Below are 26,525 nucleotides of genomic sequence, written 5' to 3'. Positions count from 1 at the left end.
TGCTAGGGGATATGTACCCCCGGTGCGCTTTCCGGTTGCTGGCAGGTATACAGAATTCCACAAAAACAACACCCTTTTAAAAGGGCTGAGTGCTGTCAAATGTAGACATTCCCGCGCGTACGTGTGATGTCCGCAAACTCAATGTTATTCACTGTTAATCCACTGTTAATGGCTCCCGATCGGTACGGGTCGGGTGTAATTCTTACAGTCCATAAAAAGGGCTGCTTATTGTGATTTTTGTGACTGTTTAGCCCTAAAAAGAGCGGGGTGTTTTTCGGTTTTTTCCGTCTGTTTTGCCCTTAAAAAGGTGGTTAGGACGTGAGAAAACGTGAGATCTTGCGCACAAAAACGAAAAGGCGGGCTGTGTTTTAGCCTATCATACGCGAGTACTTATGTCGGTAGGCGGTCAGTAAGGTATATTGAAAGGCAGGTATAAGGTAACAGAGCATTAGGATATGGAAGCATTGGAGTTAAGACCGGGTGTGTGGCTCATGGTATTCTGTGACTACTGGAGCATGAGGAAAGCAAAGGAGCATTGTGAAAAGAGGCGACGACCTGTCTTGTATGGATGGGAGCGCGGTCAAGCGAAAGAATACCAGATTAAGCATTGGGTTCTTCGCATCGTGCCTGGCAGGTGGCGGAACTATCAGGAATCATACAGCAAAAACCCCTGTCTAACGGCGAAGGAATCGCTCGAATCTGCCATCAAGGTCTTAGAGGAGAAAACGGGTATTGACTACACTCATATACTGGTAGCTCGTAGTTTCTAAGCAAGATAAGTTATATTCGCAGTGTAAATAATGCCTTTATGATTAGAGCTTTACTTATTACAGCACTTATGCTGTTACCTTCAGTAGGAATAGGGCAAGCCAAGCCTTACAAATTGACGCTAAAACAAATGATCGACTTGTTAGACAAGGATGATTCAGAGGTAAATGACTACCTGATAGAGCGCAATTGGGTTTTCTATGAAGCCAAAAAGCCAAGTAAGGACGCATACGGCGGGATAACTTGGAGGTATGAGCCACAAGGCTCCTTCAGTGACAGGGCCGTTGCATTCTTCATATTAAATCTTGATGACCAGACAATTTTAGGTGAGCCTCTAAGAGTTCGGATGAATGCATTTTACCAGCACCATTCTCCGGACATCCAAAAAGCATTGAAGGCTGAGGTTGCTTCGTATGGGATGAAACAGATAAAATCAGATTTCTTTAATGATGGAAGCATGTACACTGATTACGCGGGCAAGAATTATGTTTGCAGGTTCCGTACAGCAAAGGGAGATAATAGTAAACAGGTTTTCACTGTGTATTTGTATAAGAAATATAACTATGAATTATATCGACCATAATGACAGTACATTTTGCGCAAAAAATCGCAAAGTGGTACTGAGTTTCAGCCTATCATACGCGCGTATGATAGGGAGAAACTCAATGTTATAGCTTTAGCGACATCCCCAATCCCTTGTTTCCAGAATACAGTTGTAATTTTCTGCCAGCTTTTTTTAACTGGCTATCCCCTCGTAAACCGAAATAAATTGCTGCTAAAACACCGGCTGCACTTACTCCATATCCAATTTCGTCATGATCACTTTTAATTATCAGTATAGCTCCGGCCGTTCCTAAAATAGCGGGTGTGAACTTTGCCAAAGAATAGCTCTCAGATGCCGCAATAAGGTGATCGCCTGCCTCAGTAATGCTGCCTTGTTCAACTACACTTGATTTAGCTTTTGGTAATGAGTTGTACATTGGGTCATTGCCTGTCTGAGTTTGTGCAAAAGATCCTGTTATCACACTTAATAGGATAACAATGATGAGTGTAGATGTTTTTTTCATTCTGAATTTTTAGTGTAAGAGTGAAATATAACTCTGATTCTGTTGGAATCAATAACTAATATATGTTAGTTAATATACTTTAGCAATTAATATAGTGATTTTGATAGGTGGTCAGGAGTTGGCAGGTGTGCAGAATGTAGGTTGTGCAGGATCTGAACTGCCTTGCAAGCTTTTTATAGTATTCCGCCTTTGCCCGTGCCCCATCTCTGCCCAATTCCGCTATTAGCTCTGTATAACTCATGTGGTAGTACTCTCGTTTTGCTTGGGGGCTTGGTGCGGCCTGCTCTGGTTTAACGCCCCACGCTATTAGGTAATCTGCCAGATCTAAGCCCGCTTTTATCTCTAAGGCTGTGGCCCTGCTCTGTAACAGGGTCGCTACGGTGCAACTCTCTGTTATGTCCTGCATCTGTTCAGCCTTTTTGCTCCAATCCTCAAAGCCGTTAGTATCGGGGTATAGCACTACCCTACGCCCTTTGAGTGCCTGCCATTTAGCGGGGGTCAGGCCCTGCATTCCTCCCGATGCAAGCCAGATATAGCCAGGCACAAAGGCACTTGCTATCATAGCGGTTTTTTCGCTCTCAACTATGGCAACGGTTTTACTGGGTTCAGTGCTTAGCAGGTGTTCGCCAAAGAAACACTGTTCTAAGGTGTAGTCTTTCAGTTTTAGGGCCGTGTGCAGGTATGTAAAGTGGTCCTGTGGCTGTTTTACCCGTTTGCCTGTGTTGGGGTCGTAAAGCATTACCTTGCCTGCTCTGATACGTCCTGCCTTATCTATCTGATAGAATACCGTTGCACCCTGCCAGTGCTTAGAAGTGCCTACATAGTAACGGGCTATCAGTTGCGCTGTGATGTCAGCTCCATACAGGCGGTTTAGGAACTGTATAAGGTGGTTTGCCTGATATGCTCTTAGCGTGGCCTTAAACGTGTCCGTAGGTACGTAGCTCGTTTGCTTAAAGGGCTTTTCAGCCTTTGGGGGTGCTACCCGTGCGGGTTTGTTATCCGGTTCGGTCTTTCGGGTTTTCTCGTGTTCCTTAGGGGGCACTTCGTGATGCTTGCAGGTATGGCAGTACCCTAAGTGGTCATCTACATACGTGTTCCCGTCCTGGGTATCTATGTACCTGCTGAATGCGCTTCGGCTGTGGCATTCGGGGCACGTGTGCGGGGCTATGAAGTTAAGCCCGCAACTGTGGCAATGCCCCCTGTCATCATACCCGATATAGGGGGCAAACTTCCCGTCATTGTTATTCTTTCCGCACGGGCAATGTGCTACCCTGGTGCGCTTCTTGTCAAACTTATAGTCTGGCAGGGGCTCCAATACGTATCTATACAACATCATACAGCTATTGTTATGGGATAGGCAATGTACGTTTGCAGCTTGCAAATGCGTATATAGGGGTTTGCAAACCTGCAAACGTGCAAAGTAGTCTTGCAAAGGTGTTTGCAATCGTGCAAACGACTTGTTTACAGGGGTTTGGCAGGCTTAAGGCTGTACAGTATCTCTTTTTGCGCCTGTTCCTTGTGCAGCCAACATGAATTGCCCTCGTTATCGTATAGCTCCATCTCTGAATCTACAATGCTCTTAAGGCGGTCATCTATGGTCCTGTCTTTGGCTCCAAACTCTTTGCATAGCCTGTCCATAAGCTCGCGTCTTTTCATCTTGCTACCATCGCCTAAGTACATCTCAATATGCTCTATCATGTCCTCAGCGGGGGCCTTGTGTTTGCGGGTGTTTATCAGGCCTGCTACCTCGCTATCGTCTGCCAGGACAAGCCCTTTAGCTGCATCGCTGTACTTCATGTAAAACGGGGTATGTCTGGCAGTGCTACGGCACTTTAGGTACTTAACCCGTATCAGGTCGGTATCATTCTGGCTTGCGTCTTTCTCAAAGCCTACCTGCATAACCGTACTGGCTTTGTTCATCAGCTCTGTTCCAAAGTGCCCCCGTGCCTTATCACTTTTCGGGTTTTCGTGTATCAGGCAAAGGAATATCACGTCATGCTCGTTAATGGCAATATTCATCAGGTCTATAAGCTCCATGCTCTTATCTACCTTATTGAAGTCCTCTATACAGTCCGTAGAAACGTCTAACACAATAAACAGGGGGGTGCTTATCCGGTGCTGTAACTGTTCCAGGTACTTAGCCAGTGTTTCAAAGCGGTACTTTCGGGGCACTTGCAAAAGGCTCAGGTACTCAAAGTTTGCGGGGTGGTCTGCCTTTGCGTACCCTGCTTTAAGTTGGATTGATTGCAGGGCAAAGGGTAGCTGCTCTGTTAGGTTCCGCTCCGTATCTGAATACACGGCTGTATACTTTGCCGCAAAGGGGTGCAACGTGATGTTTAGAAGCTCGTGCCTGCAATCGGGTAGCTTAATGATAGCTGCTACAATCATCTCTGCCAGTCTGCTCTTATGCGAGCCCGCAGGGCCTTGTATGACGTTTATAGTGTGCGGGAATATGATAGCGTTATCATTTTGCAGTAACACGGGGTCAGAAAACTTGATGTCCTGTGCTTTGCGCTCCCTAAGCACTGCCTGAGTAGTCAATACCGTTTCTAAGTGCTTTTCTATCGGGTCCTCATCTGCTTTGCCCTTTTCAGCTTTCCCCTTTTTGGAGGGCTGCTTTTGGAGTTGCTCGGTTTCCTGCTTTACCTCATCAAATGATAGAGCCCCAAAATTGAAGTTCGGCTGTGGGTTATCCATTTGTGCGGTCCTCCTTTGCCTGGTACTTATCTATATGCTCTTGCAGTTCGCTTACTGTAATACTAAATCGCTTGGCAATGTTAGTTAAACCCGTTGGTGTGAAGTCCAAGTAGGGAACAGCTTTCAAGAAGTGTCGAATTTTGGTATCTTTACTTACTTCAAATAAAGATTTACCCGAATTAAGGTTATGTTTCGTCCGCATAACCTTAATTTTTGGGGTTTACATTAATTGTCGATTTCGCTGCAATCTCTGCAGCTGTGAGTTTGCGCCCACTTTTCACGTAGTCAATTAGCTCCAGCTTCGAGAAATACAGACGACCGCCTCTCTTGCTCACAGGCAGTTCCCTAGTTTGTACTTTTGCGTAAACTGTTGCCTGTGATATTTTCAGAAATTCTGCCGCCTCCTGAACTGTATATAGTTCGTCGGTAGTAAGGATGTTTTGTTGGGGTGCGCTGCTTATGGCCTGATGCACCGCCCCTTGAATAAGTCGGCTTAATTCGTCGCCTGTGAGTTGTAGAATTACCATTATGACAAGTGTTTAGATTAAACTTATCGTAAAGGTCAAGTACTACAAAAACGGTAACTGGTGATAACTGGTTAAAAGTGGTTATCTTTTAAAAAAGCTCGTTTTCTATAATCATGTTTATTTCTTCCAGTTCGCATATTGCTAATTCTCTTTTGTGTTCTGGTAACATTTGAATTGCATTCTCAATAAGTTTTGCTTTGTTGCGCATCTTTGTTTTGGTGAATGGAATTGTTCTGCCAATTCTTTCGGACTTATTACAGAAAGTTCCGAAATGCTGGTAGAGTTTACGACCTGATTTGTATTCATACTTTGCAGCAAACACCTCACAATTATCTAAAGAGATAGAATCGCCATTATAAAAGTGAAACAATGCGATAACTTTTTGTTTGGTATCGCTTGATGGCTCAAGCAATTCTGTTTTCACTTTGTATGAATCTATTTCAGGTATAACATTAAATAACTGTGGCTGCTTGCTTTTAGAATCTTCTTTAAACCACATTAGCCACTTAAGGTATGCAGAATATACTACATAGGAATATGCTGAATCTTCGTCTAAATCATTGCTTAGAGCAATTTCATATTCCGTATTTTCTGTATCAGACTCAATATTGGCATTTAAATATAATCTTGTCTGCTTAGCTGTGAGCAATGTGCTAAGAGAGTATAAATTCATTTGTCTGATATCATACAAAACGTCTTTAGATTCAATTTGATTAATTCTTTCTTGAGCTATACTTATAGCATAATCTAAAATTTTATCAGGTATTGCACTAATATTATATACAGGAACGAAAGCATTTTTAAGGCTAATTATGCCATTGTTAATGTGGTTTTGGTTAGCGGTAAATCGCGCATCATAAATCTTATCATACTCTTCACTTGGTAGATATACAGCGTCCTGATACTCCTCAATAGGTTCTAAAGGAAACCTTTCATGTAGCCAATCCTGAAAAGTGTATTTATGCTTTACATAAGTCGTATCTAAGAGTCTAAGGTTTTTTTTAGCTTTTGTTATTTTGGAATTATAGTAGAGTAGAGTCTTTAAACTAAAGTAATAGTGATGATGCGATATAACTAATGTTGGAGATATAGGCTTGTATATACCTCTTTTTAGACTTTCAATTACTTTGTTGTCCATCGTTCCTAATGCTATGCTCTTTTAGATCTGTATTCGTGTTGAGGTGGGCTATTCGTTCTCTTTTGAGAATGCAGTTAATTGTGCTGTATATTGCTGTTTTACATTGTCTTCAAAACTATCTAAATAAGAGGCGGTAGTGCGTAAATTCCCATGCCCAAGTGATTCCGATATAAACTCAATAGGTGCGCCTGCTCTTTTTAGAACAGTAGCAAATGAATGCCTGGCAGTATAGCTGGTTACTTCTTTTTCAATCCCTACTGATGCCGCTATTCGTTTCATGTAGTGATTGAGTGTTTTAGTAGCCTGTTTAATCAGTGCAAGTTCTTTAGTGGGGGTTATACCCTCTTGCAGGATAGGAAATACATAATTGTCGGGGTGCGTTGGCTTCGTGCCCCACCGGTCTATAATCTTCTGTGCCTCTGTTGGGATCATAGCGACGATTGATTTAATATTCTGCCTGTTTGTGCGCTCCGTTTTCGCTCTGATGAATGTTACTCTGTTACCGTCAATATTGCGGTATTTAAGGCGGGCTATATCCTTTATGTTAATGCCACTGGCTAAATAAGAGAATACCCATAAATCTCTTGCTTTCGCCTCGCTATCGGTTTTAGGTTCGTAACTAAATATCTTCTCTATGTCGGCAATGGTTAGGGCTTTTTTGATGTTGCGCCCTGCTGGGATCTGATATTTTCTTTTGCCAAACGGGTACAAGTCCGGGCTAACCTCCCCATCTGCAATAGCACTGTTATACATAGCACGAACCGCTCTAAGGTATATCCCGATTGTAGTAATGGAATTACCGTTGTGCAGCATCCATTTCTCATAATCTGAGAGAAAGTCGCTTGTAATAGAAGAGTAGGGTAAAGGTTTTCTTTTGGCTAAAAGTTGTTCGCGCCTCTCAAGGGCTTTCTTTATTGTGATTCCCTTGTTTTTAGTCAGTGGCTCTTTATGGATAAACGACAATAGAGACGTTCCTGCATTTTCGTAACTCTTGGCGGTTCCTACTCTTCCAGAGGCTATCAACTTTTCTGAATGTCTGTCTAATGCTGTGAATATGTCATTTTTGGAAGCAATATTGTAATACCTCTTTTCAAATTCATCAAAGGAAAAAACGGGCATTTCTTTAATGATGTTGAGTGCTTTCTGCTCAATAGCCTGAAATGCTATCTGTAATTTTTTGTATACTTCACGGGGTTTGGAGCCCTGTGTTTTCTCGAACTCTGATTCAGTTAGAGTACAGTTGACATTATTGTAAACAGCATTGTAGTACTTCCGCTGTCGTAGGTAAGTGATTCTTAGTTTCACGGGGTATGTTCCGTCTTTCAGTTGCCTGCGAGTATCAAGCATTATGGAAGTGTGTACAGGTAGCATTGCTGTGTGTTTATTCTATTTGCACACACAATTTGCACACAAAATATATTAATAACAAGTAAAATAACGTATTATATAGTAACTTTGTATTGTTTAAATCGTTGTTTTTAAGAGTGTTACTAAATATATAGGAGCAATGCTAAATGTTAAGTGTATGACTCATAATCAGTAGGTGCCTGGTTCGATTCCAGGTGGGCCCACACAAAATCAAGCACTTATCTCGCATAGAGGTACGTGCTTTTTTGTTTGAGACCTACCCAATGCTTCTTTTATTCCAGAATCGATCTCCAATTAATTACAGAAAAAGCGCTGATTAGCTTGATGTATAAAAAAATAGTACAACATTTAATGAGGGAAGAAACGTTTCTGGATTTGACTTCGTTTAGCAGAAGAATTACACTTTAATACACTTATAACGAGTAAATTGTATTTTGCCTACTGACTTCACCCGCGAAGCTAAGACTATATTTTTTATTTAACCGACGTACCTGCTAGCAGGTGCAACTATCATGAAGATTACCATTACTCCACCCAGCAACTCACAACAGGTCAGTCTCCTAGCTATGGATTATGTGGAGGTCCTGCACGATACCTTACACAGGCTGTTGATCGTGCGCTGGCTGCGGCCGGTAAAGAGCCATGAGTACCGCTTTGGGATAGAGGAAACGGGGCGCTTCCTGCTGGCGTTTGGTCTGGAAAAGTTGCTGGTGAACAACCAGCGCATGGGCGTACTCACCATGGACGATCAGGGATGGCTGGCGTCTATCTCCATCGAGGTGATATCCAAAAGCAACCTTGAAAAACTGGCCATTATCTCCTCCACCGACTTTCTGCAACAATTCACTAACGAGACCCTCGATGTCAGGGTAAAACAGGAAACCCCTTTTTTCGACACCCAATATTTCCTGGAAGAGCAGGAAGGTATAGAATGGCTCACGCAGGGCTAGGCTGGAACAAGTTTTATACCTGATCTATATTCATGCACCGGTATCGGGCCAGTCGAGCTGGCGGCTGAAAATCACTCCAGCTGACGGCAAGAAATACAATCCGGACAGTGACCCGGAGGTACTACCATTAATCCCTGGTGGCCAGAACGACCCTGTAGCGGCTGGCGGAAATACTTTCTGGAGACCTTAAAGCTGCTTATCATCCCAGCAATTCAATTGAGTTACATCCCCAAAATAAAAAACGCCGCCCTCCGAAAGGAGGCGACGTTTTTTAAACACTTAACTAAACAAAATCTTACTTATCCCACCACACGCGGCCATACAGGTTGTCCTGTCCGCCGAACTGGCGCTGAACTGCCTCGTTGTAGCTGGCGGCGTTGTTAAAGGATTCTGTTGCCGGGTAGCTGTTGCGGAGAGGGACCGCTTTACCGTCAGGCTCTACCAGGTTGGCAGGGTAGCCGGTGCGGCGCCACTCAGCCCAGGCCTCGTAGCCGTGCATGAACAGGTGCACCCAACGCTGTGTCGCGATCTGCTCGATGGCGTTGGCCGGGTCGTAAGCAACACCTTCCTGGCTCAACAAATCTGAAGTACCAGCTGCGCTGCCCGTCCACTGCACAAGCGACTGCTCGATAGCTTTATTGTAATTAATTTCAGCTTCTGCATCGCCACCGGCTATCCAGCCACGCTTGGCGGCCTCTGCTTTTGCAAAAAGAGCCTGCGCGTAGGTTACCAGCTGTATTTGTGCATCCTGTTTCCAGATGGCAGGTCCCATCAGCGAGTAGTTGGTTACGTTTGGCAGACCTTCCACTGTGCCAAAAGGCAGACCTCTGTATTCGCCAGAAGTACGGGCCGGAGCACCGTATACCTCCAATCTTGGGTCATCTACTGGCTTCAGCTCGTTGACAAGCGTTTCGGTCAATGCCCACCACTCCCGGTTCTGGTTCGATACCTGTCCGTACCAGTAACTCTGGTTGTTGGCATCGGCCAGGTGACGGAACACCAGGTTGTCTGCATTTGAGGTCATGATACCGGCCTCCAGGGCCTTGTTGAACTCAGCGGCACCTTTGGCTGGGTCAACTTCCGACAAGCGCAGGGCCATCAGCATACGGATGGTATTACCAAGGCGCTTCCACTTGTTAATATCCCCGTTGTACACGATGTCGTTGGAAATATTACCGGTCGTGATCTCGCTATTGGCCTGGTCAAGCAAGGTGAACAGGCTGGTGTAGATCGACTCCTGGGTGTCGTACTTCGGCGTGAAGTTTTCGGCGCCTTGCAGGGCCTCACTGTAAGGTACATCACCCCAGCGATCCGTCATGTGCCAGAAATAGTAAGCCTTCAGAATCTTGGCCACTGCCATCTGGTTATTTACCGGTCCTTCGGTCGCGCTCAGATTAGCAGTCGTCAGCACTGTTTCCAGGTTTATGAGTGGCCCCTGATAAATCCAGTAGAAGCTGGTACCGCCATCCGGGTAGAGGGATGCGCCCGGGTACTGTGTCTCGGACAAATACTGAGCATGAAACTGGGCCGAAGGCGTGGCACTCAGGCTCGACAGCGAAAGCGCCGCATTGGCGATCAGCTGCGTACCCGAGGAAGTGCTCGGCTGATTCGGGTTAATATTAATATCCTCGTCAAACTTATCGCAGCTCGCCAGCAAAAAGCACGACAAAAGAACTGCATATATTTTCTTCATTCTCATCTTCCTTATAAAGTAATGTTTAGGTTAATGCCGTAAGAGCGAACTGAATTGGTCATACCTGACTCGTACCAGCTGATGGACTGAGAACCAGTTGAAATCTCGGATGGGTCAATGCCCTTCGGAGCTTTCTGCCACAGTTGCGCTACGTTACGGGAGATCAAGGCAACACTCACTGTCTGGAAAGGCAGGCGGCCCAGCATAGACTTGTCGAGGGTATAGCCCAGGCGCAGTTCGCGCAGCTTGATGTAAGAAGCGTCGTAGAGCCACTCTTCGTACACGCGGCGTCCCACTATAGTGTTGTAGTATGACTGTGCGTTCACGTAGTTAGAGGCCGGCTGACCGCTCACATCCACACCACCCACGGTCGTGCCCGGTGCATAGATACCTTCTACTTTTACACCGCCACCTGCTTCAAGCGCGTCACGCACGTTAGCGCCACGGTCGTTGGTAGCCACCGTGATCGGGTCCTGACCGGTACGCACTGCCAACATTTTAGAACGGCTGAAGAACTGACCGCCAAACTGGTAGTCGATCATAGCAGAGAGGTCAAACTTCCAGATCTTAAAAATGTTCTGCCAGCCACCTGTCGCATCAGGCTGCACTGTACCGAAGTTGTGGGTAGCATCGGTATAGAGCGGCATGCCGTTGGAACCGATCAGCTTTTGGCCGGTAGCAGGGTCACGCTGGTAAGCCTGGCCTACAAGGCTACCATAAGGCTGGCCTTCGTAGGAGTTGAGATAGGATGTAACAGAGGAGTAAGTGGTCGAGTAATGCGTCAGCACGTCAATTTCCGGGTGAAGCTCAACTACCATGTTACGGTTGCGACCTGCATTGAAAACGGTGTTCCAGGTAAAGTTGCTCGACTGAACCGGCGTACCGGATAAGGCCACCTCTATACCTTTGTTTTCAATCAGACCGGCGTTAATAGTTGTGGAGCTATACCCGCTTGTACCGGATACCGGCAGGCGCAGGATCTGGTTTCTGTTTTTCTGCTGATAGAGCGTCAGGTCCAAACCTAAACGGCCATTAAGGAAGCGTACGTCCAAACCAGCCTCATACGAATGTGCGAATGATGGCTTTACAAACGGGTTGTTCAGGTTGTCCGGCACCGACAGGGTGTTCACGCTGGTTGCTCCTGCATACACAGTGCCCACGGTATAGAACGGAGAGGTTTCGTAAGGACCAAGGTCAGAGCCTGCCTGCGCGTAGCTGGCGCGGATCTTACCGAACGAAAGCGGCGACCAGTCGATCAGCTCACTGAATACCACACTACCAGACACAGATGGATACCAGTACGAATTGTTGTCCGGCGGCAGGGCAGAAGAAACGTCGTTACGCAGGGAGGCGTCGATGAAGTACGTGTCTTTATATCCTACAGATGCCATACCGAACATACTGCGGATTTGCTTGCGACGCAGATACTGGTTCGTGCTCGGACGGTCAATGGAGCCGTCGATGTGGTAGAAGCCCGGTGTAGCGAGTCCGCCCACCGATGCCATAGAAAGGTAGGTATAGCGGGTGTCGAAAATGTTGCCGCCGGCATTTACGTTGAGTGAGAAGTCGCCAAACTCTTTGTTGTATTGTGCCAGCAACTCGTAGTTGGTATCGCGACCCTGGTACTTACCTGTTGTGAAAGCCGGTACTCTTCTGCCACCAAAAGCCTGGCGGGTCTCGATGTTCTGGGTATAGCTGTCGTTGCGCACAAAACCGCTCACTTTCAGCGAAGGTAGGATCTGGTAGGTCAGGCCTACGTCGCCGAACACACGCTCGCGGTTATCGTTGCTGATGTTCTCGTATGCCTCGAAGTAAGGGTTGTTCCAGTACAGTGCTTTAAAGTTCGTAACCTCACCAGTAGCTGTGCTTGGTCTGCTCAGGTTCCAGTTCAGGAAAGTACCGTCCGGGTACACGTAGTTCTTCATACGCTTCATATCCACGTTACGCTGGAACCACTGCACCATGTAGCGAGCGCCGTACTCCGAGCCCTGAGAAGGACGCTGGGCATTGTTGCGGGCGTAGTTGATGTTGGTAGACACCGTCATCTTTTTAGAAAGGTCCAGGCTGCCGCTCAGTCCCACGTTGTTTCGGTTGAGGAAGGTGTTTGGTTCTACACCCTCTACGCGGGTATCGTTCACGCTCAGGCGGAAAGTACTGTTCTCGTTACCACCTGTGATAGTCACACCATTGTTCAGGTTATAGCCTGTCTCGTAGTAGTCCTGTATGTTATCAGGATGCGGTACAAAAGGCGTCAGCTGGCCGTACTCCGGATCCTGTGGGTAGAAGCTGTATACCTGACGAACGGGCGTGCCGTCCATCTTAGGTCCCCAGCTTTCATCTACAGACAAGTCCACGTATTTGTCGCCGTTTGGCAGAGTGCGCCAGGTCTGGCTGGAACCACCACCATACATGTTCTGTAGCGGCATAAAGTTCACAGCTTTTTCTACTGAAAAAGCGGAGTTAATCTGTACACCTACTTTTTTCGGTCCTTTCTGGCCTTTCTTGGTCGTGATCATAATCACACCATACTGACCGCGTATACCATAAAGGGCAGAGGCAGCAGGGCCTTTCAGCACGTTGATCGACTCGATATCTTCCGGGTTGATGTCTTGCGCCAGGTTACCGTAGTCGGCTTGGTCGGCGCCGGCAAAGTTGGCGTTGGAGATCGGGGTGCCATCCACCACAATCAGGGGCTGGTCGCCACCATTGAGGGAGTTTACGCCCCGGATCTTAATTTTTTGGGTGCCGCCCATGCTGGCGCCGGAAGAGCCTGTTACCTGCACGCCAGCTACTTTACCGGACAGGGAGCCAAGCACGTTCTGCTCTTTGGTTAAAGTCAGGTTTTCGCCCTGCACTTGCTGCGTGGCATAACCCAGTGAACGCTCACTACGCTCAATGCCCAGTGCCGTCACAACCACTTCATCGAGCTGGCGGCTGTCGGTTTGCAAACTGACACTGATAGTACTTTGGTTGCCCACTGCTACTTCCTGTGTGATGTAGCCCAGAAAGCGGAAAACAAGCGTAGCGTTGGCCTCAGGTACTCTAATTTGGTAATTGCCCTCGGCATCGGTGGCGATGCCGATCGTGGTGCCTTTGACAGCTACACTCACCCCGGGCAGGCCGCTGCCCGTCGAGGCTTCTGTCACTTTACCGCTTATTGCCCTGTCCTGGGCAATGGCGCTGGCGGACCAGAGCACCAAAAGCGGCAAAATGATGGATAGTAGTTTTTTTCCCATAATTCAACAAGTGTGTTTAAAGGTGATTAGGTTAGTTTTGTTGAATATAGGATATATTTAATTAATATAAAAGCAATATTGTTATAACATGGTGCGTATTTGTGCAGTTATAAAAAAACACCCCGCAGCAGACCGTAGTCTGAGCGGGGTGTTTATACTTGTTAAAAGGCTGTCAGCTTACAGCGAGTCGATCCATCTTTTGAGGTCGCCCTTTGCTTTGCCGGTTTTCTGCTGCAGTTTGCCGAGCCACTCGTCTTCCTTGCCTTCGTTGTAGGTCAGGTCGTCGTCGGTCAGGTCGCCGTAGCTTTGTTTGATCTTGCCTTTCATTTCATTCCAGTTTCCTCTGGTTCTATATTCAGTTTCGTTCATCGTATTCAAAGTTTAAAATTAAATAAATCTTATACCTGGGTGTACGAACGAAACGGGTCAGTGGTTCGGAATTGCACTTATACCCACTTCCGAAGCAGCCCTATCAGGTCGTGTTGCTCAAAGGGTTTGCAGAGGTAGTCGTTCATACCGGAAGCCAGGCTGTTTTCGATGTCACTGCTGTAGGCGCTTGCCGAGAAGGCAATGATCGGCGTGGTGTATTTTTCCTGGCGCAGGATGCGGGCAGCTTCCAGGCCACTGATTCCGGGCATCTGCACATCCATAAAGATCAGATCAAAATGTTTCGCTTGCACCAAGTCAATCGCTTCTTGTCCGCTGGAGGCGGTGGTTACCTGCGCACCAAAATTCTCCAGCACTGTTTCGAGCAGCATAACGTTGATCTCATTGTCATCCACCACCAGCAGGTGCTTGCCCTCAGGCACTCTATAGTTGCCATCGTCAGCTACCGCTTGCTGCTCGGGCTGACTGGTCTGCATACGCTTCATACGGATCGTGAACCAGAACAACGAGCCTTTCTGCTGACCGGGCAGCGGACTGATAACCTGCAGGTCACCTTCAAGCAATTTAGCAAGTTTCTTACTGATGGCCAACCCAAGCCCGGAGCCACCGTATTTGCGCGAGGTAGACTGGTCGGACTGGGTAAAGGACTCAAACACCATGGCTTGCTTGTCGGCAGGTATACCAATGCCCGTATCGCGCACAGAGCAGTAAAGCAGCAGCTCATCTTCGGGTAGTTGCTCAGCTTTGAATAAGACATCGATGCTACCTTCTTCTGTAAACTTGATGGCATTGCTCACCAAATTGACTACTACTTGGTTGATGCGGGTAGGGTCGCCGATGGCCCATTGCGGCACAGAAGGATCAAAAGTGCAGGCAAACCGCAGTCCCTTACTTTCGGCCAGGTGCTGGTAGGGGCTCAGATTGGCTTCTAACCCTTCGCGCAATTCAAACGGAATGGCTTCCAGGTATATTTTATTCTGCTCCACCCGGTGCAGGTCGAGTATGTCATTGAGGAGTTTGGTGAGCGTGACACCCGACGATTTGATCAGGTTGATATACTGCTTTTGGGTGTCGTTGAGGTCGGTGCCCGACAACAGGTCTGTAAAACCCATAATTCCGTTGAGCGGCGTCCGGATTTCGTGACTCATGCTGGAAAGAAAGTTGCTTTTGGCTTCGTTTGCCTCCTCTGCCTTCCGTTTTGCCTTGCGCAGCGCTTTCTCGGTTTGCTTTATTTCGGTGATGTCTTTGGCTACGATCAGTACACCCTCCACCTTTTTGTGGCTATTACGGATGTGCGAGAAAGAACAGGCAACAGGAACTTCCTGATTTTGCTTCGCCCTAAAGATCAGTTCCTTGTTCAGGCACTTGTCCTGCGAGCGACACTGCTCCATCAGCGAGACAAGAGAGGGGATCTGTTCTTTGGGTAGCAGAACAGACAAATGCTTGCCTTGCAGCTCTTCCTCCTTATACCCCAGTGCTTCTCCCACCGACCCATTGGTGGATCTGATGGTAAAATCCGGATTAAGAATAAACATCATATCTACCACACCCTGGTAAATGCTCTGCATAAAATCCCTGGACACGGTGGAGCTCTTAAGCTCCTGCCCCAGCATGTTGATGCCTGCAATCACAGCATCCATCTCGTCACCTGTTTCGGAAGTTTCGATCTGGTAGTCGAAATTTCCGTTGGCAACCTCCGTGATAAGTGTGATGATCTCCTCTATTTTTTCTTTAAGTACTTTCACTCGCTTTATTTTTTCACCGCGTGTAGCAGTGTGATACTACTCTTTTTCAATGGCAAATGTGGCGCCCATCATTTCCAGCGCAAAATTGTCCTTGCTCTGATAATAACCGACTTTTGGGTATGGTGTTGCGCCGACTTTCTTTTTTTCGATAGTGGCCGATATACCCATGTTCAGCTGTGAGCATTGCAGGGCATTGGCGCGCTTTATCACCTGGTAAAGCGTTTGCCTGTATACGCCATAAGTCATCAGATACTCATAATCCATCCCGATCAGCATAAAACTGTACACATTTGCAGCATTTTTATGGCAGAATGCTACTGATACGGGCTTATGGCTGATGGAGTACTCTTCTTTAATATAGAGTACGATAAACTCCCAGGACCTACTCTCGTTGAGCAGGTGAAACATCTTCTCCGGAAACAGGAAATTATTGATGGCGAAATTGTTATCCTTCACATTGCGGAACAAATCCATGGCGTATTTCAATTCTTCGTCGTCGAACTGATCTTTAATAACCACTTCGTAGAAGTGCTCGTTACGCTTGATCTTCTGCACAAAGTTCTCTCGTCCTTTTTTGGAGAGCGTTTTTCTGAAACCTTCCTCGTCTGACCAGTTCAGGTTTTCGACCACGCAAGATTCCGGCAAGTGCATTTTCACAAAGTCCTGCTCCACCATAAACTCGTCCATTTCCGGGTCTAGGTCGTCAAGGTCGCGCAGCAGGATGCTGCTGGCTTGGTTTGTTTCCTGTTCCTTGTTCAGTTCGGTCAACAGTGCTTTCAGTGCCTCTTTCCAGTAGGGGCTGCTGCGGTCCAGGTATAGGTGGTTGCCCTCGGTGAACAAACTGCCCAGCACGATGCCGGTGGTGGTGAGGTAGTAGGGGTTGGCCTCCCGTTCGCGCTCGAGCGCTTTGGAGATAGACGCCTGCGAAAACATGTCTTCTTTTAGCAAAGCGATAGCCGCAAAAGTCATCAGCACAACTTCTCCCTGCGGTCCTTGCACGGTATAGTAGCGGAATGCCCAGTTATTTTCCTTTTCCGGGTTGTTGCTGAACGAATCTTCCAGAAAGCGCATACCTTCCCAATCGAACATCGCCCGGTGGCCCAGGTATTTGTTCCACAAGGTAGCATCGAGCTCGGTGACAGAGGTATAGCGTTGTAGACTGACATCATTAGTAGATGCTTTTACAGTGGCCGGTGGTATGACAGGCTGAGCCAGCACTGGCATTTTAAAGGCTTTCCGGATGTTTTCCTGGGTCTGGTTCGTGACGTTCAACGCCAAGTGGAAATGATGCTGCAGCTTGCGCACCAGCTCCTCTATGTCTTCATCAGAATTAGTGAGCGAAATGGTGATGCGCACCCCAATGTTCTTGGCAGGCACCGCCGGAAAAGTAGCCAGGTTCACATAAACGCCGTCCTGCAGCAGGGCCTGCACCAGGTGGTTGCCCATTTCCATCGTGCCGGTACCGATGTAGAAGATAGGGCTTTCGCTTTCATGCACCAGCGGCAGATCCGTTTGCTTAAGCAGGGAGTTGAAATAGGCGATTTTGCGTTGCAGTTCCTGCTGGTAGGTATAAATTTCGTCACTCAAGTGGATTTTGGCAGACGCAATGGCGGCTCCAAGCGTAGCAGGCTCTATCTGTACCGAAAAAGTAAGCGGTCCACCGAAGTTGTTGACCCTGTTATACCACTCCTCATTCGGGAAAAGCGACAAACCGCCGCAGGCTCCGAAGGCCTTGCCCATATTAGCAGTCAGGATCATTTTACGGTACAGGCCTTCCGGCATTTGGCTCATGGCATAGCCTGTGCCGTTTTTTCCGGCCCAACTTGCGCCATGGGCGTCGTCCACGTACAGGTATAGCTGCTCGTATTTTTCGGCCAAAGCGATGAGTTCTTTAATGGGAGCGAAGTCGCCGTACATAGAGTACACGCTGTCGGCCATGTACCAGATGCGCTCAAACTTGCCGCGCTGCTTTTTAATGCGGTCTTCGAGCATCTCGAGGTTGTTGTGGCGCACCATCTCCACGGTCACGCCCTGACTCAGCAGTTTTTTAACCGCTTCCTGCACGCTGGCATGAACCTGGTGATCGAGTATAACAAGGTCTGACTGACGGATGATACTAGGTATAACAGTGAGGTGCGCAAGTGTACAATTTTTAGAGATAACGACCGGTGCATCATACATTTGCCTGATCAGCGTCTCCAGTTCGCTGTAAAGTGGATTGGAGATGTAGGTGCGCGACATCGGAAATTGTGTACCGTAACGCTCAATCGCATCGATGGCCCCACGCTTCACCTTGGGGTGGTGCTCCAGCCCGAGATAGCCACAGGTGCCGAAGTGCAGTACCTGCTTGCCATGCAGTGTTAAGTGCTGACCACTAAGTGTTTGGTCCTCAGCATGCAGGTGAATAATTCCTTTCTTTTTAGAAACAGAAAGTACAGAATCTACTGTATCAATGATGTTATTATGTCTTATCTTTGCCATGTGTTTTACCGGGTTCGCTATGTCGATATGGTTGAACACGCAAACAGTAGATCCAATTCAAATTTGAATGACAAATTTCGGAAAAGAATACGACAAGAGTCCAATTAAAACAAATTGCCTCGAACTTTATTTGAAGGGAGGGATTTTGTATTGTATTTATAACGAGATAAGAGAGCTAAATCTTGATAATGCCCGTGAGTGCGTCCAGGACCGACTAAACTACATTGGCGAGCAGGTTTACCCCAGTTTGTTTGACATTACGCGTGTAAAAAATTCTACGAAAGAGGCACGCGACTATTTGGCCAACGAAGGTAATGCGGGTGTTGCAGCCAGTGCAATTTTGGTGAGCTCACCAATGGTGAAAATGGCGGCCAATATTTATATACATGTGAACAAGCCAAAAAACCCCACCCGCATGTTCACGAACAAAGAAGAAGCCGTTCAATGGCTCTCACAATATAAGGGATAAACAAAAAGCCCTCCTGTTCGGAGGGCTTTTTGCTGGTTAAGGGTTATAGGTTTTTAGTTCATGCCATTGCTGTCGCCCTGTTTGGCGTCATCGTTACGGATGCTTTTCTTACGCTTAGGCGGACGCTGCTGCTCCATCTTACCGAAATTGTAGTTGAAGCTCACGCGCACACCACGGTTAAAGTTGTTGATGCGGATCTGCTGGGTATAGGCTCTCGGGTTGGTGGGCGATTCCTCCACGCGCACATCGTTACGCATGCGCATGCTCTCTCTGAACGGGTTGTCCAGGCCCAGGCTTATACCACCTTTCTTGTCGAACAGTTCTTTTTTGATGGCAATAGTATGGTACGAGAAGGCGGCAAATTCACCCAGCAGCTGGATGCGGCGGGAGTTGAAACCACCGTTAAACTGGGCTGATATACCTTTGCCGAAGGTATAAGATGAATTGGCGTTGATGTTGTACATCCAACCGCTATTGCTGACATACTTACCATTCAGGTCTACATAATAGAAGTTAGAGCTACCGCCGATGGTCCAGTTGTTGGTTGGTTTGGTGCTTCCGAACAAGCTCACGCCGTAGGTTTTGTTATTAGCGATGTTATCGAAGGTAAGGGTTGTCACGTCCACAGGCAAGCCATTGGCGTCTGTCTCCCTATCGATGGTTGCTACCGTTTCGATCGCATTATCTGTCTGGCGCATATAACCGGTCACGCTGAGCGAGGTGGTCTTGAAGAAGGTGCTGTAGCCCAGTTCGAACAGGTCAGTAAGTTCGGCATCGAGGTTCGGATTACCTTGCACACGGGTGTTGGAGGTCTGCTCTTGTACGTAAGGGTTCAGGTAGAACAGGGAAGGACGCTGTATACGCTGCGTGAAGTTGGCACGGAAGGTATGCTTCTGTTTCAGGTTGTAAGACACAGCCACGCTAGGTATAAAGTTGTCGTAATCTAGGCTGTAGTCGTTGTCTCCCTGCAGGTCAGCGTTGATGTCGGTGAACTCGTAGCGACCGCCCATTTTCACGTTCAGTTTCTTCTTGAGCATAAAGCCATACGTCATGTAAGTAGCATACACATCCTGCTCGTAGAAGAAAGCGTCAGTACGGCGGGTTTCGTCTCCGGAGCTGAGAATGTCGCGGTACAGTGCGTCACTTTCCACATCACGGAAAATAGACTTGGCACCCAATTCCAGCATGGTCTTATTGGCAAACGGATGGGTATAGTCGGCCTGGAAAGTCAGTTCTTTGTTAGCACCTTCGTTCAGGTTGCGCTTCAACAGGTATGGGTCTTCACTTTCGTTCAGGTAGTCCTGGCGAATATCGTTATCCGTGTTAGTAACTGAGTAGAGCGACAGGAGCGCAAGTTCCTGACCCGGCTTGCTGAACGTGCGAGTGTAGTCGAGGTTATAGTCGGTGCCAATGCGCTGGTTGCGGTTGCGGATTTCGTTGCGGAAGTCCTGGATCAGCATATTGTCCTCGCGGCTGCTCACCTCCTGGTCGTTTTCCATCCGGAAAGTACCACCGTTGCTGCGGATGCTGCCCGAGATGTTATTCTTCGGTGTGAGGTCGTAGTCAAAGCCGATCAGCGCGTTCATGAACTTACCATTGATGCGGGTTTTGCCATACTGGAAGCTGGTGGTGTTTCCGGCGAACAGGGTGTTGCTCATGTTGCCATGGTTGTAGAACATGTTGCCACCAAAGGTACCGTTAATGCCCAGTTTACCGCGACGAATGTTGAGGCTGGCGTTGGCGTTGCTGCCGCGCGTACCTGCTGTGGCTGCCACCGAACCAGTTACTCCCTGCAGACCACCGTCTTTTTTAGTAATGATGTTGATGATACCGGCTGTACCTTCCGCGTCGTATTTGGCCGAAGGGCTGGTTATTACTTCCACAGACTTGATCTGGTCGGCTGGTATTTGCTTAAGGGCATCAGCCACACTACCCGCCATGATCGCAGACGGCTTATTGTTGATGAGCACGCGCACATTAGCGCTGCCGCGGAGCTGTACGTTGCCGTCGCTATCCAGCGCCAGCGAAGGTACTTTCTGCAATACGTCCGCTGCGTTACCACCTGAGTTTGTGATATCCTTCTCAGCATTATACACCGTGCGATCGATTTTTTCTTCCACCAGTGGTTTCTCACCTGTGATCACTACTTCGCTCAGCTTTTTGGCGTCAGAAGCAATAGTAACGGTACCCACATTTACGCTGGCATTGTCAGACGAAACAGTCACATCCTCAACCAGCTTCTGCTGATAACCCAGGAAGCTCACCTGCAGTCTATACTTACCAACGCCTACCTTGCTGATCGTAAAACGGCCTTTGTCATCTGCCATCGCACCATCGATCGGTTTACCCGTCGCCAGGCTGATCAGGGCAACAGTAGCGAACTCTACCGGCTTTTTAGTGTCAGCATCCTGCACGATGCCTGCGATAGTGGCATTGCCACGCGGTGCGGCCATACCTGCAGCGGCTTGTTGTGGAGCAGCCTGCGGTGCCTGCGCGAGAGCCGGTACAGTGCTTAGCCCCAGCAGGGCGAGCAGCAGGCTCTTTTTCATTGTTTTTTCTAGTTGGCGTAAATGTGCTTTATTCATATCTCCGGTCTCCTGTAATTAATGCTTCAACAAAGGAAAAGCTAGTTTTTGAGTCCGAAAAACAGAATATACCAAGGCGCTGCATTTCTATATGAATAGCCTAATATAGCCTATTAGCCTTTCGTCGGGAAATAGGGGAGGTTGGTGGAGGGAAAGGGGGTTTGTAGGTCTAGCTACTGTTGTTGCAGGTATAGCAAAGCGCAACTTGTAGATGTGCATGGAGCAAGTTTGTAGCTGGAGTAGCTTACGTTTGCAGGTATAGCATACTAACTTGTTTCATAGTTTGCCCTGGCCGGGCGGGCACTCACTTTTTGTCTTGCCACAATAATCGAGGGCCCCTACCCCCACTCGCTGAACGCTCAATCAGTGGGTAGTCGTAAGGGTGCACTTGGCCTGTGTAGTTGGTTTTATAGGTTAAGTGTCAAGTTACACTTGCTATACCTGCCAGGGGTTTTTGCTATAATACTTATACCTCTGAAATGGCGATGGCGGAGATTCCTCTCTCGGGAGGGACAGGGGGGTGTTATAGCAACTGGTTAACCTCCCTTCAACTAAGATTCTTTCAGGATGACAGAGGGGAACTGATATACCCCACACTAGCCTTCCCCTGTTTTTAGGGGAAGGCTAGTGTGGGGTAACACATATTGCGCAGCGACTAACTACACAATCTCAAAAGAATGCGTGATCGTGGCAGTTTTATACAGAATCGCAGCGACAGAGCAGTATTTCTCCAGTGAAAGTTCAATCGCGCGGCTCACCTTGTACTCATCTAGTTGACCACCTAGCTTGAAGTGAATGTGGATGGTGCTGAACAGGTTGAATTCCTGCACCTTCTGACGCTCGGCTTTCACGTTGATGTCGAAGCTTTCGATCGGCTGGCGCTGCTTTTTGAGGATGCTGATAATATCAATAGCACTGCAGCCGCCCACGCCCATCAGCATCAGTTCCATCGGGCGGGCACCCTGGTTGTGGCCCCCGATTTCGGGGTTGGCATCTATGTTAATGGCGACGTTGGCCGCGCCTCTGGCTTCAAAATGATAGTCCTGGTCTACGCGGGTGAGGTTGATTTCCATGCTGGTCTTTTCGTTTTCTGATGGCCGAAGGTATAAATTTATACCCTTTGCACCAAGTCCGACTCAGGCAGCCAGCTGACTCACATACTTCACCAGCGATCGTTTGGCAATGGGTAGCAAGGCATTGTCCAGCGGGCAGGGCACCTTGGCGACTACTACAAAGGTAGCTGGGTTCGGGAGTTCCTGGTTTTCTTTGACCAGTTGTACCTTCAGGTTTTCGTGTGTCAGTGAAAGGCCACGTCGTACAGTGCGGAGTAGTTGTGTGTTTATGCCGCGGTACTTTTCATAGGTGTTCTCAAAAACGGTGATGCGGTACACGTATACCTGTGTTTCCTTGCCCGGGAAAGCGTCCAGAAACAGGTAGCCCTCATTAAAGTACATCGGCGTGATGCCCACCGGATTGATCTCCAGGTGACGCTCGATGAAATCATACAGTTCTCTGCCTTCGCTTACGGCCTCGGTAAAAAGCGGTGCAGCGTACTGAATCACCTCCTCAATCTGGGCCATGGTTTCGTCATCTTTCACGATCTTTTCATATACCAGCTCCAGCTTCTCAAAGTCGGCGCGGGTTATTTGCTGCGGGAAAGACTCGTACACCAGTTTCTTGTGCTCCCGTACCTGCTGCAGGTGGCGGTAGTGCATGATCAGGTCAGAGAAAACAGGGTAGAGGCGCTGCTGCCCAAACTCAGACCGCACAGTCTGCAGGTAAGCCAGCAGCCGGTACTTCTTATACTCAAAGTCAAGCAATCCTTCTGTCAGCCAGTTAATTGGTAAGTTTTGCATAACGTTAAACAGTGGGTGAATATGCATAAAAACGAGCCGGACTGCTGCTATGTTGCTTCTCAGAGAGTGTTTGCCTGCGTAAACTTTAATACCTGTGCTCCGTTTAATTTCAGCATTGGGATTCCGCTTAAACGGCTTCTAACACACAGAAAATACATTTAAGACAGAGCATGAACTATACAGAGAATTTTGAAGGAATAAAGATTGATGTGCAGGCTGTAGACATTTCGATCTCAGACGACGTGCAGCAGCACATCCGCAACACCATCACCAAACTAAAGCGCCACGCCAAAAAGATCGACTCCGTGGACGTGTACTTTAAAGAAGAAGCTAACCACGCCACAGATGCCAAGAAACTGAGCATGCGCGTAGGTATACCCGGCAACGACGCGTTTGCCGAAGACGATGGCGACAACTGGTATGAATTGCTGAAAAACGTAGAAGAAAAACTCAAGCGCCAGCTCGAGAAAAGATAAGCCGACAGGCACCACAAATCAGACCCGCTGCAGGATCAGGTATAGCACCGTCCGGCAGCGGGTTTGCTGTGAGGTATAGGCAGGTATAACATCATCAATCGAAGTATGGCTAGAGGCGATTACAAAGACAAAATAGTGTTGATTACCGGCGGCGCGCAAGGTATAGGCTTAGGTATGGCGCAGGCTTTCGGGCAGGCCGGCGCACAGGTCGTAGTTGCGGATGCGGACAAGGAAGCAGGACGTGAAGCCCTGCAGCGCTTGCAGAGTCAGCAACACAAGGCTGCTTTTATACCTTGCGACGTTAGTGTGGAGCACGAAGTAATTGCCTTGATGGAAAAAGTAAAAGAAGAGCATGGCCGTCTGGATGTGTTGGTAAACAACGCAGGTATAGCCGATCCGTTTGCAGGTAACCTGGACGAAATGCAAATGTCGGAGTTTGACCGGATACTGGCTGTGAACCTGCGTGGCCCGGTACTCTGTGCTAAATATGCCCTGGCGCTGCTGCGCCAGGCGGAACATCCTGCTATCCTCAACATCACGAGCACACGGGCTTTTATGTCTGAGCCGGACACTTTTGCTTACTCGGCCTCCAAAGGCGGACTCGAAGCGCTTACCCATTCGCTGGCCGTTAGCCTAGCACCAGACCGCATCCGGGTCAATGCCATTGCGCCGGGCTGGGTTGAGACAGGAGCCTGGCAAAAAGAAAAGGAACGCTACGAACCCCAGCATACCCGCGAAGACAAGGAACAGCACCCGGCCGGCCGGGTAGGGGAGCCGCAGGACATCGCCGAAGCAGCACTTTTCCTTTGCTCTGGAAGGGCCGGTTTCATTACGGGGCAGCACTTGGTGATAGACGGGGGCATGACGGTAAAGATGATCTATACCTGAACCTAAGCAACCGCATTGGGGTACAATATTTAAGGAAATGTCTATTACGCTTATGGTCAACAGTCCTTATAACCCGGTATTGCTGTATGTAACCGACCCAATGTGTGCCTGGTGCTACGGATTCACGCACGTCATCCGTCGGTTGCGCGCCTTGTGGCACGGGCGTCTGACTGTCGAAGTCATAGCCGGAGGGCTTCATCCTTTTGCACGGGAACCCATTTCGCGGGAGCAGAAGGAACGACTGGCCGTGAGCTGGCACCGGGTACAGGAGCGCACCAGCCTGCCTTTTAACTATAACCTTTTCCTGAAAGAAGATTTTGTGTATGATACCGAACCTGCCTGCCGCACCCTGCATGTGGTCCGCCGGCTAAGACCAGCCCTCACGCTCGAAATACTCCGGGCGCTGCACTCCGCTTTTTACGCCGACGGCCTTAACCTGGCAGACCCGCAGGTACTGGCCCATGTCGTGCGCCCTTTTGGCATACAGGAAAATCTGTTCTATACCTTGTTTGAGGCTGATGAAATTATCGACGCGACAGAGAAAGAATTTGAGTTTGCGGAGATGCTGGGGGTGACGAGCCTGCCCAGCGTATACATGGAGGGTGGCCTCGGACCGGAACTACTTAGCAGCGGCTTTTGCCAGCTCGACGAGCTCGAAGAAAGGTTGCTGCGGCACCTCGAAATGGTATAAACTTCATGCCAAGGTATAAGTGGTTGTAAACGATAGACTTATTTGCCTGCCTATACCTTCGGACAGGTATAATAGTCCTCTAATCGAAGTAACCACATCGTCAGATTTTTTGCATAAATATTAAAAGATATGTATGTTTAGCTGTAAATTAACGGCTCTGGCCGCTAAGGCCAATACATACCCTGTATGAGAAGCAAGATATCTACCAACCAGGTCGATGAGTATATCGACAAATTATCACCTGAGAAACAGCTGTTAGCGCAAGCAGTACGCCAGATCATCAACCAGACAGCAGCCCACCTGGAGGAGTGCGTGCGCTGGGAAAATCCCTGCTATTTCTTTTACGGACCAGTATGTTACTTCTCCTCTTCCCGTAGCGGATTGCATTTCGGTTTCTTCCGCGGAAAAGAGCTTAACGATACAAATAAGCGCCTGGTGAGCCGCAATGGCCAACTGCCGCATATCAAACTGCGCACGCTCGAGGACATAGACGAAGAATATTTCAGCGATCTGGTTCGCCAGGCCGTGTTGCTTAACCAGAATTAGGCAGCTCCGGCGTGCAGTGCTCCTGACTACATTCCTGTCCCGGCATTTCCAGCTCTACCGTTACGTGATCTATGTGCGCATCCTGCATGGTATCGCGTATGCGCTGTTTCACTTCATGTGCCTCTTCCAGATCCAGGTTATCTTCTACAACGGCGTGCATGGTCAGCACATGGCTGAGTCCATCCAAAGTCCACAGGTGCAGGTCGTGTACGGAGCGTACCTCGGGGAGTAGCTCCAGGCGGCGGCGCACTTCCTGTAAACTAATATTGGCGGGAGTGCCCTGCAGTAGAATTTGAAGGCCTTTGCGCAGGTTGCGCACTACATTGTAGAGAATATAACCCGTGATGAGTACCGAAAGCAGCGGGTCAATGATAGGCCAGTCGAAGAAATAGAGTAGGATACCGCCCACGAGCACGGCCGCCCAACCCAGCACGTCCTCCATCAGGTGCAGCATGGCCACCCGTTCGTTCAGCGACTCGCCCTTGTTAAGGCGCAGGGCTGCCACTCCGTTTACCAGCACACCCAATATGGCGAAGCCAATCATGCCTGGGGCATGCACAGGCTCCGGATTCATCAGACGCGGGACCGAAACCCAAAGCACTATACCTGAACCAAGCAATAGCACCACCGAGTTGATGACGGCCCCGAGCAGCGAAAAACGTTTATACCCGTAAGAGAACTGCTGATCGCTGCCCTTGCGCGAGAGTCGTTCAAAGTACCAGGCCAGGCCCAGCGACAGGGAGTCGCCAAGGTCGTGCAGCGCATCCGAAAGGATAGCCATACTGTTGATCCAAAGTCCGCCAAATATCTCGATTACGGTGAAGCCAAGGTTCAGGAAAAAAGCCACCTTGATGTTGTTTCCTCCGTGGTGATGGTGATGGCCGTGGCCTTCGTGATGATGATCGTGTGCCATAAACTACTTATCTTCATCTAAAATATACAGATATTGGCGCAACT

Annotated in this window: 22 protein-coding genes and 1 tRNA gene; 8 read left to right on the top strand and 15 right to left on the bottom strand. The window is 48.4% G+C overall.

Translation table 11 applies throughout. The features are described 5' to 3' along the window. The first annotated feature begins 808 nt into the window (after window positions 1–808). Window positions 809–1,351 (top strand): hypothetical protein, encoded by a 543-nt coding sequence (locus K3G39_RS04815; RefSeq protein WP_220625038.1) that lies wholly within the window; start codon window positions 809–811, stop codon window positions 1,349–1,351. Window positions 1,352–1,436: 85 nt separating this feature from the next. Here the strand turns inward: K3G39_RS04815 and K3G39_RS04810 are convergent, their stop codons facing one another. The 6 genes from K3G39_RS04810 to K3G39_RS04785 all read right to left on the bottom strand — a co-directional run bounded on the left by K3G39_RS04810 (window position 1,437) and on the right by K3G39_RS04785 (window position 7,502). Next, window positions 1,437–1,835 carry a hypothetical protein gene (locus tag K3G39_RS04810; RefSeq protein WP_220625037.1) on the bottom strand — a complete coding sequence of 133 codons (399 nt, stop codon included), beginning with the start codon at window positions 1,833–1,835 and terminating at the stop codon, window positions 1,437–1,439. Between the two features lie 79 nt (window positions 1,836–1,914). Beyond that, window positions 1,915–3,171: a DUF6371 domain-containing protein gene (locus K3G39_RS04805; RefSeq protein ID WP_220625036.1), complete on the bottom strand. Its 1,257-nt coding sequence runs from the start codon at window positions 3,169–3,171 to the stop codon at window positions 1,915–1,917. Window positions 3,172–3,296: 125 nt separating this feature from the next. Continuing rightward, the gene (locus K3G39_RS04800) at window positions 3,297–4,532 is read right to left on the bottom strand and encodes a hypothetical protein (RefSeq protein WP_220625035.1); all 1,236 of its coding nucleotides are present in this window, start codon (window positions 4,530–4,532) and stop codon (window positions 3,297–3,299) included. Between the two features lie 206 nt (window positions 4,533–4,738). Then, on the bottom strand, window positions 4,739–5,059 hold the full coding sequence (locus tag K3G39_RS04795) for a helix-turn-helix domain-containing protein (protein ID WP_220625034.1): 321 nt from the start codon (window positions 5,057–5,059) through the stop codon (window positions 4,739–4,741). A gap of 88 nt (window positions 5,060–5,147) precedes the next feature. Beyond that, entirely contained in the window at window positions 5,148–6,197 is a 1,050-nt protein-coding gene (locus tag K3G39_RS04790) for a hypothetical protein (RefSeq protein ID WP_220625033.1), read from the bottom strand. 48 nt (window positions 6,198–6,245) lie between these two features. After that, window positions 6,246–7,502: a tyrosine-type recombinase/integrase gene (locus tag K3G39_RS04785; RefSeq protein WP_370627193.1), complete on the bottom strand. Its 1,257-nt coding sequence runs from the start codon at window positions 7,500–7,502 to the stop codon at window positions 6,246–6,248. A 202-nt stretch (window positions 7,503–7,704) separates the two neighbouring features. On the opposite strand from K3G39_RS04785, the gene K3G39_RS04780 reads away from it, so the two are divergent. Together K3G39_RS04780 and K3G39_RS04775 are read left to right on the top strand one after the other, a co-directional pair. Further along, window positions 7,705–7,768, top strand: a tRNA-Met gene (locus K3G39_RS04780). 309 nt (window positions 7,769–8,077) lie between these two features. Then, on the top strand, window positions 8,078–8,515 hold the full coding sequence (locus K3G39_RS04775; protein ID WP_220625031.1) for a hypothetical protein: 438 nt from the start codon (window positions 8,078–8,080) through the stop codon (window positions 8,513–8,515). 295 nt (window positions 8,516–8,810) lie between these two features. Here the strand turns inward: K3G39_RS04775 and K3G39_RS04770 are convergent, their stop codons facing one another. From K3G39_RS04770 to K3G39_RS04750, 5 genes are all read right to left on the bottom strand, one after another. Further along, the gene (locus tag K3G39_RS04770; RefSeq protein ID WP_220625030.1) at window positions 8,811–10,208 is read right to left on the bottom strand and encodes a SusD/RagB family nutrient-binding outer membrane lipoprotein; all 1,398 of its coding nucleotides are present in this window, start codon (window positions 10,206–10,208) and stop codon (window positions 8,811–8,813) included. A gap of 11 nt (window positions 10,209–10,219) precedes the next feature. Then, window positions 10,220–13,444: a SusC/RagA family TonB-linked outer membrane protein gene (locus K3G39_RS04765; RefSeq protein WP_220625029.1), complete on the bottom strand. Its 3,225-nt coding sequence runs from the start codon at window positions 13,442–13,444 to the stop codon at window positions 10,220–10,222. 177 nt (window positions 13,445–13,621) lie between these two features. After that, window positions 13,622–13,813 carry a CsbD family protein gene (locus K3G39_RS04760; protein WP_220625028.1) on the bottom strand — a complete coding sequence of 64 codons (192 nt, stop codon included), beginning with the start codon at window positions 13,811–13,813 and terminating at the stop codon, window positions 13,622–13,624. A gap of 77 nt (window positions 13,814–13,890) precedes the next feature. Further along, window positions 13,891–15,576: a response regulator gene (locus tag K3G39_RS04755; protein WP_220625027.1), complete on the bottom strand. Its 1,686-nt coding sequence runs from the start codon at window positions 15,574–15,576 to the stop codon at window positions 13,891–13,893. 36 nt (window positions 15,577–15,612) lie between these two features. Next, window positions 15,613–18,057: a bifunctional aminotransferase class I/II-fold pyridoxal phosphate-dependent enzyme/GNAT family N-acetyltransferase gene (locus K3G39_RS04750; protein ID WP_220625026.1), complete on the bottom strand. Its 2,445-nt coding sequence runs from the start codon at window positions 18,055–18,057 to the stop codon at window positions 15,613–15,615. Between the two features lie 67 nt (window positions 18,058–18,124). Here K3G39_RS04750 and K3G39_RS04745 point away from each other — a divergent pair, with 67 nt between their 5' ends. Further along, on the top strand, window positions 18,125–18,526 hold the full coding sequence (locus tag K3G39_RS04745) for a hypothetical protein (RefSeq protein WP_220625025.1): 402 nt from the start codon (window positions 18,125–18,127) through the stop codon (window positions 18,524–18,526). A gap of 53 nt (window positions 18,527–18,579) precedes the next feature. On the opposite strand, the gene K3G39_RS04740 is transcribed toward K3G39_RS04745, so the two are convergent. The 3 genes from K3G39_RS04740 to K3G39_RS04730 form a co-directional block, all read right to left on the bottom strand. Next, on the bottom strand, window positions 18,580–21,075 hold the full coding sequence (locus tag K3G39_RS04740) for a TonB-dependent receptor domain-containing protein (RefSeq protein WP_220625024.1): 2,496 nt from the start codon (window positions 21,073–21,075) through the stop codon (window positions 18,580–18,582). Between the two features lie 695 nt (window positions 21,076–21,770). Further along, window positions 21,771–22,184 (bottom strand): OsmC family protein, encoded by a 414-nt coding sequence (locus K3G39_RS04735; protein WP_220625023.1) that lies wholly within the window; start codon window positions 22,182–22,184, stop codon window positions 21,771–21,773. Window positions 22,185–22,247: 63 nt separating this feature from the next. Next, the gene (locus K3G39_RS04730; protein ID WP_220625022.1) at window positions 22,248–22,967 is read right to left on the bottom strand and encodes a hypothetical protein; all 720 of its coding nucleotides are present in this window, start codon (window positions 22,965–22,967) and stop codon (window positions 22,248–22,250) included. A 170-nt stretch (window positions 22,968–23,137) separates the two neighbouring features. Here K3G39_RS04730 and hpf point away from each other — a divergent pair, with 170 nt between their 5' ends. The 4 genes from hpf (at window position 23,138) to K3G39_RS04710 (ending at window position 25,568) form a co-directional block, all read left to right on the top strand. Next, window positions 23,138–23,443 (top strand): ribosome hibernation-promoting factor, HPF/YfiA family, encoded by a 306-nt coding sequence (gene hpf, locus K3G39_RS04725; protein ID WP_220625021.1) that lies wholly within the window; start codon window positions 23,138–23,140, stop codon window positions 23,441–23,443. Window positions 23,444–23,548: 105 nt separating this feature from the next. After that, window positions 23,549–24,331, top strand: a complete 783-nt coding sequence (locus tag K3G39_RS04720) for an SDR family NAD(P)-dependent oxidoreductase (protein WP_220625020.1) — start codon at window positions 23,549–23,551, stop codon at window positions 24,329–24,331. 37 nt (window positions 24,332–24,368) lie between these two features. Further along, a complete protein-coding gene (locus K3G39_RS04715; RefSeq protein WP_255593977.1) occupies window positions 24,369–25,022 on the top strand; it encodes a DsbA family protein in 654 nt (217 codons plus the stop codon). A 186-nt stretch (window positions 25,023–25,208) separates the two neighbouring features. Next, entirely contained in the window at window positions 25,209–25,568 is a 360-nt protein-coding gene (locus K3G39_RS04710) for a DUF1801 domain-containing protein (protein ID WP_220625019.1), read from the top strand. On the opposite strand, the gene K3G39_RS04705 is transcribed toward K3G39_RS04710, so the two are convergent. Beyond that, window positions 25,555–26,481: a cation diffusion facilitator family transporter gene (locus K3G39_RS04705; RefSeq protein ID WP_220625018.1), complete on the bottom strand. Its 927-nt coding sequence runs from the start codon at window positions 26,479–26,481 to the stop codon at window positions 25,555–25,557. The genes K3G39_RS04710 and K3G39_RS04705 overlap by 14 nt on opposite strands. Window positions 26,482–26,525 lie beyond the last annotated feature (44 nt).

This window comes from Pontibacter sp. HSC-14F20, from assembly GCF_019599265.1.
Taxonomy (GTDB): domain Bacteria; phylum Bacteroidota; class Bacteroidia; order Cytophagales; family Hymenobacteraceae; genus Pontibacter.
Note: the sequence above shows the minus strand (reverse complement) of the source record. Positions and strands in the feature narration are given on the sequence as shown.

Coding starts and splice junctions, on each gene's coding strand:
- K3G39_RS04815 (WP_220625038.1), top strand. CDS start 809: ATGATTAGAGCTTTACTTATTACAGCACTTATGCTGTTACCTTCAGTA.
- K3G39_RS04810 (WP_220625037.1), bottom strand. CDS start 1,835: ATGAAAAAAACATCTACACTCATCATTGTTATCCTATTAAGTGTGATA.
- K3G39_RS04805 (WP_220625036.1), bottom strand. CDS start 3,171: ATGATGTTGTATAGATACGTATTGGAGCCCCTGCCAGACTATAAGTTT.
- K3G39_RS04800 (WP_220625035.1), bottom strand. CDS start 4,532: ATGGATAACCCACAGCCGAACTTCAATTTTGGGGCTCTATCATTTGAT.
- K3G39_RS04795 (WP_220625034.1), bottom strand. CDS start 5,059: ATGGTAATTCTACAACTCACAGGCGACGAATTAAGCCGACTTATTCAA.
- K3G39_RS04790 (WP_220625033.1), bottom strand. CDS start 6,197: ATGGACAACAAAGTAATTGAAAGTCTAAAAAGAGGTATATACAAGCCT.
- K3G39_RS04775 (WP_220625031.1), top strand. CDS start 8,078: ATGAAGATTACCATTACTCCACCCAGCAACTCACAACAGGTCAGTCTC.
- K3G39_RS04770 (WP_220625030.1), bottom strand. CDS start 10,208: ATGAAGAAAATATATGCAGTTCTTTTGTCGTGCTTTTTGCTGGCGAGC.
- K3G39_RS04765 (WP_220625029.1), bottom strand. CDS start 13,444: ATGGGAAAAAAACTACTATCCATCATTTTGCCGCTTTTGGTGCTCTGG.
- K3G39_RS04760 (WP_220625028.1), bottom strand. CDS start 13,813: ATGAACGAAACTGAATATAGAACCAGAGGAAACTGGAATGAAATGAAA.
- K3G39_RS04750 (WP_220625026.1), bottom strand. CDS start 18,057: ATGGCAAAGATAAGACATAATAACATCATTGATACAGTAGATTCTGTA.
- K3G39_RS04745 (WP_220625025.1), top strand. CDS start 18,125: ATGACAAATTTCGGAAAAGAATACGACAAGAGTCCAATTAAAACAAAT.
- K3G39_RS04740 (WP_220625024.1), bottom strand. CDS start 21,075: ATGAAAAAGAGCCTGCTGCTCGCCCTGCTGGGGCTAAGCACTGTACCG.
- K3G39_RS04735 (WP_220625023.1), bottom strand. CDS start 22,184: ATGGAAATCAACCTCACCCGCGTAGACCAGGACTATCATTTTGAAGCC.
- K3G39_RS04730 (WP_220625022.1), bottom strand. CDS start 22,967: ATGCAAAACTTACCAATTAACTGGCTGACAGAAGGATTGCTTGACTTT.
- hpf (WP_220625021.1), top strand. CDS start 23,138: ATGAACTATACAGAGAATTTTGAAGGAATAAAGATTGATGTGCAGGCT.
- K3G39_RS04720 (WP_220625020.1), top strand. CDS start 23,549: ATGGCTAGAGGCGATTACAAAGACAAAATAGTGTTGATTACCGGCGGC.
- K3G39_RS04715 (WP_255593977.1), top strand. CDS start 24,369: ATGTCTATTACGCTTATGGTCAACAGTCCTTATAACCCGGTATTGCTG.
- K3G39_RS04710 (WP_220625019.1), top strand. CDS start 25,209: ATGAGAAGCAAGATATCTACCAACCAGGTCGATGAGTATATCGACAAA.
- K3G39_RS04705 (WP_220625018.1), bottom strand. CDS start 26,481: ATGGCACACGATCATCATCACGAAGGCCACGGCCATCACCATCACCAC.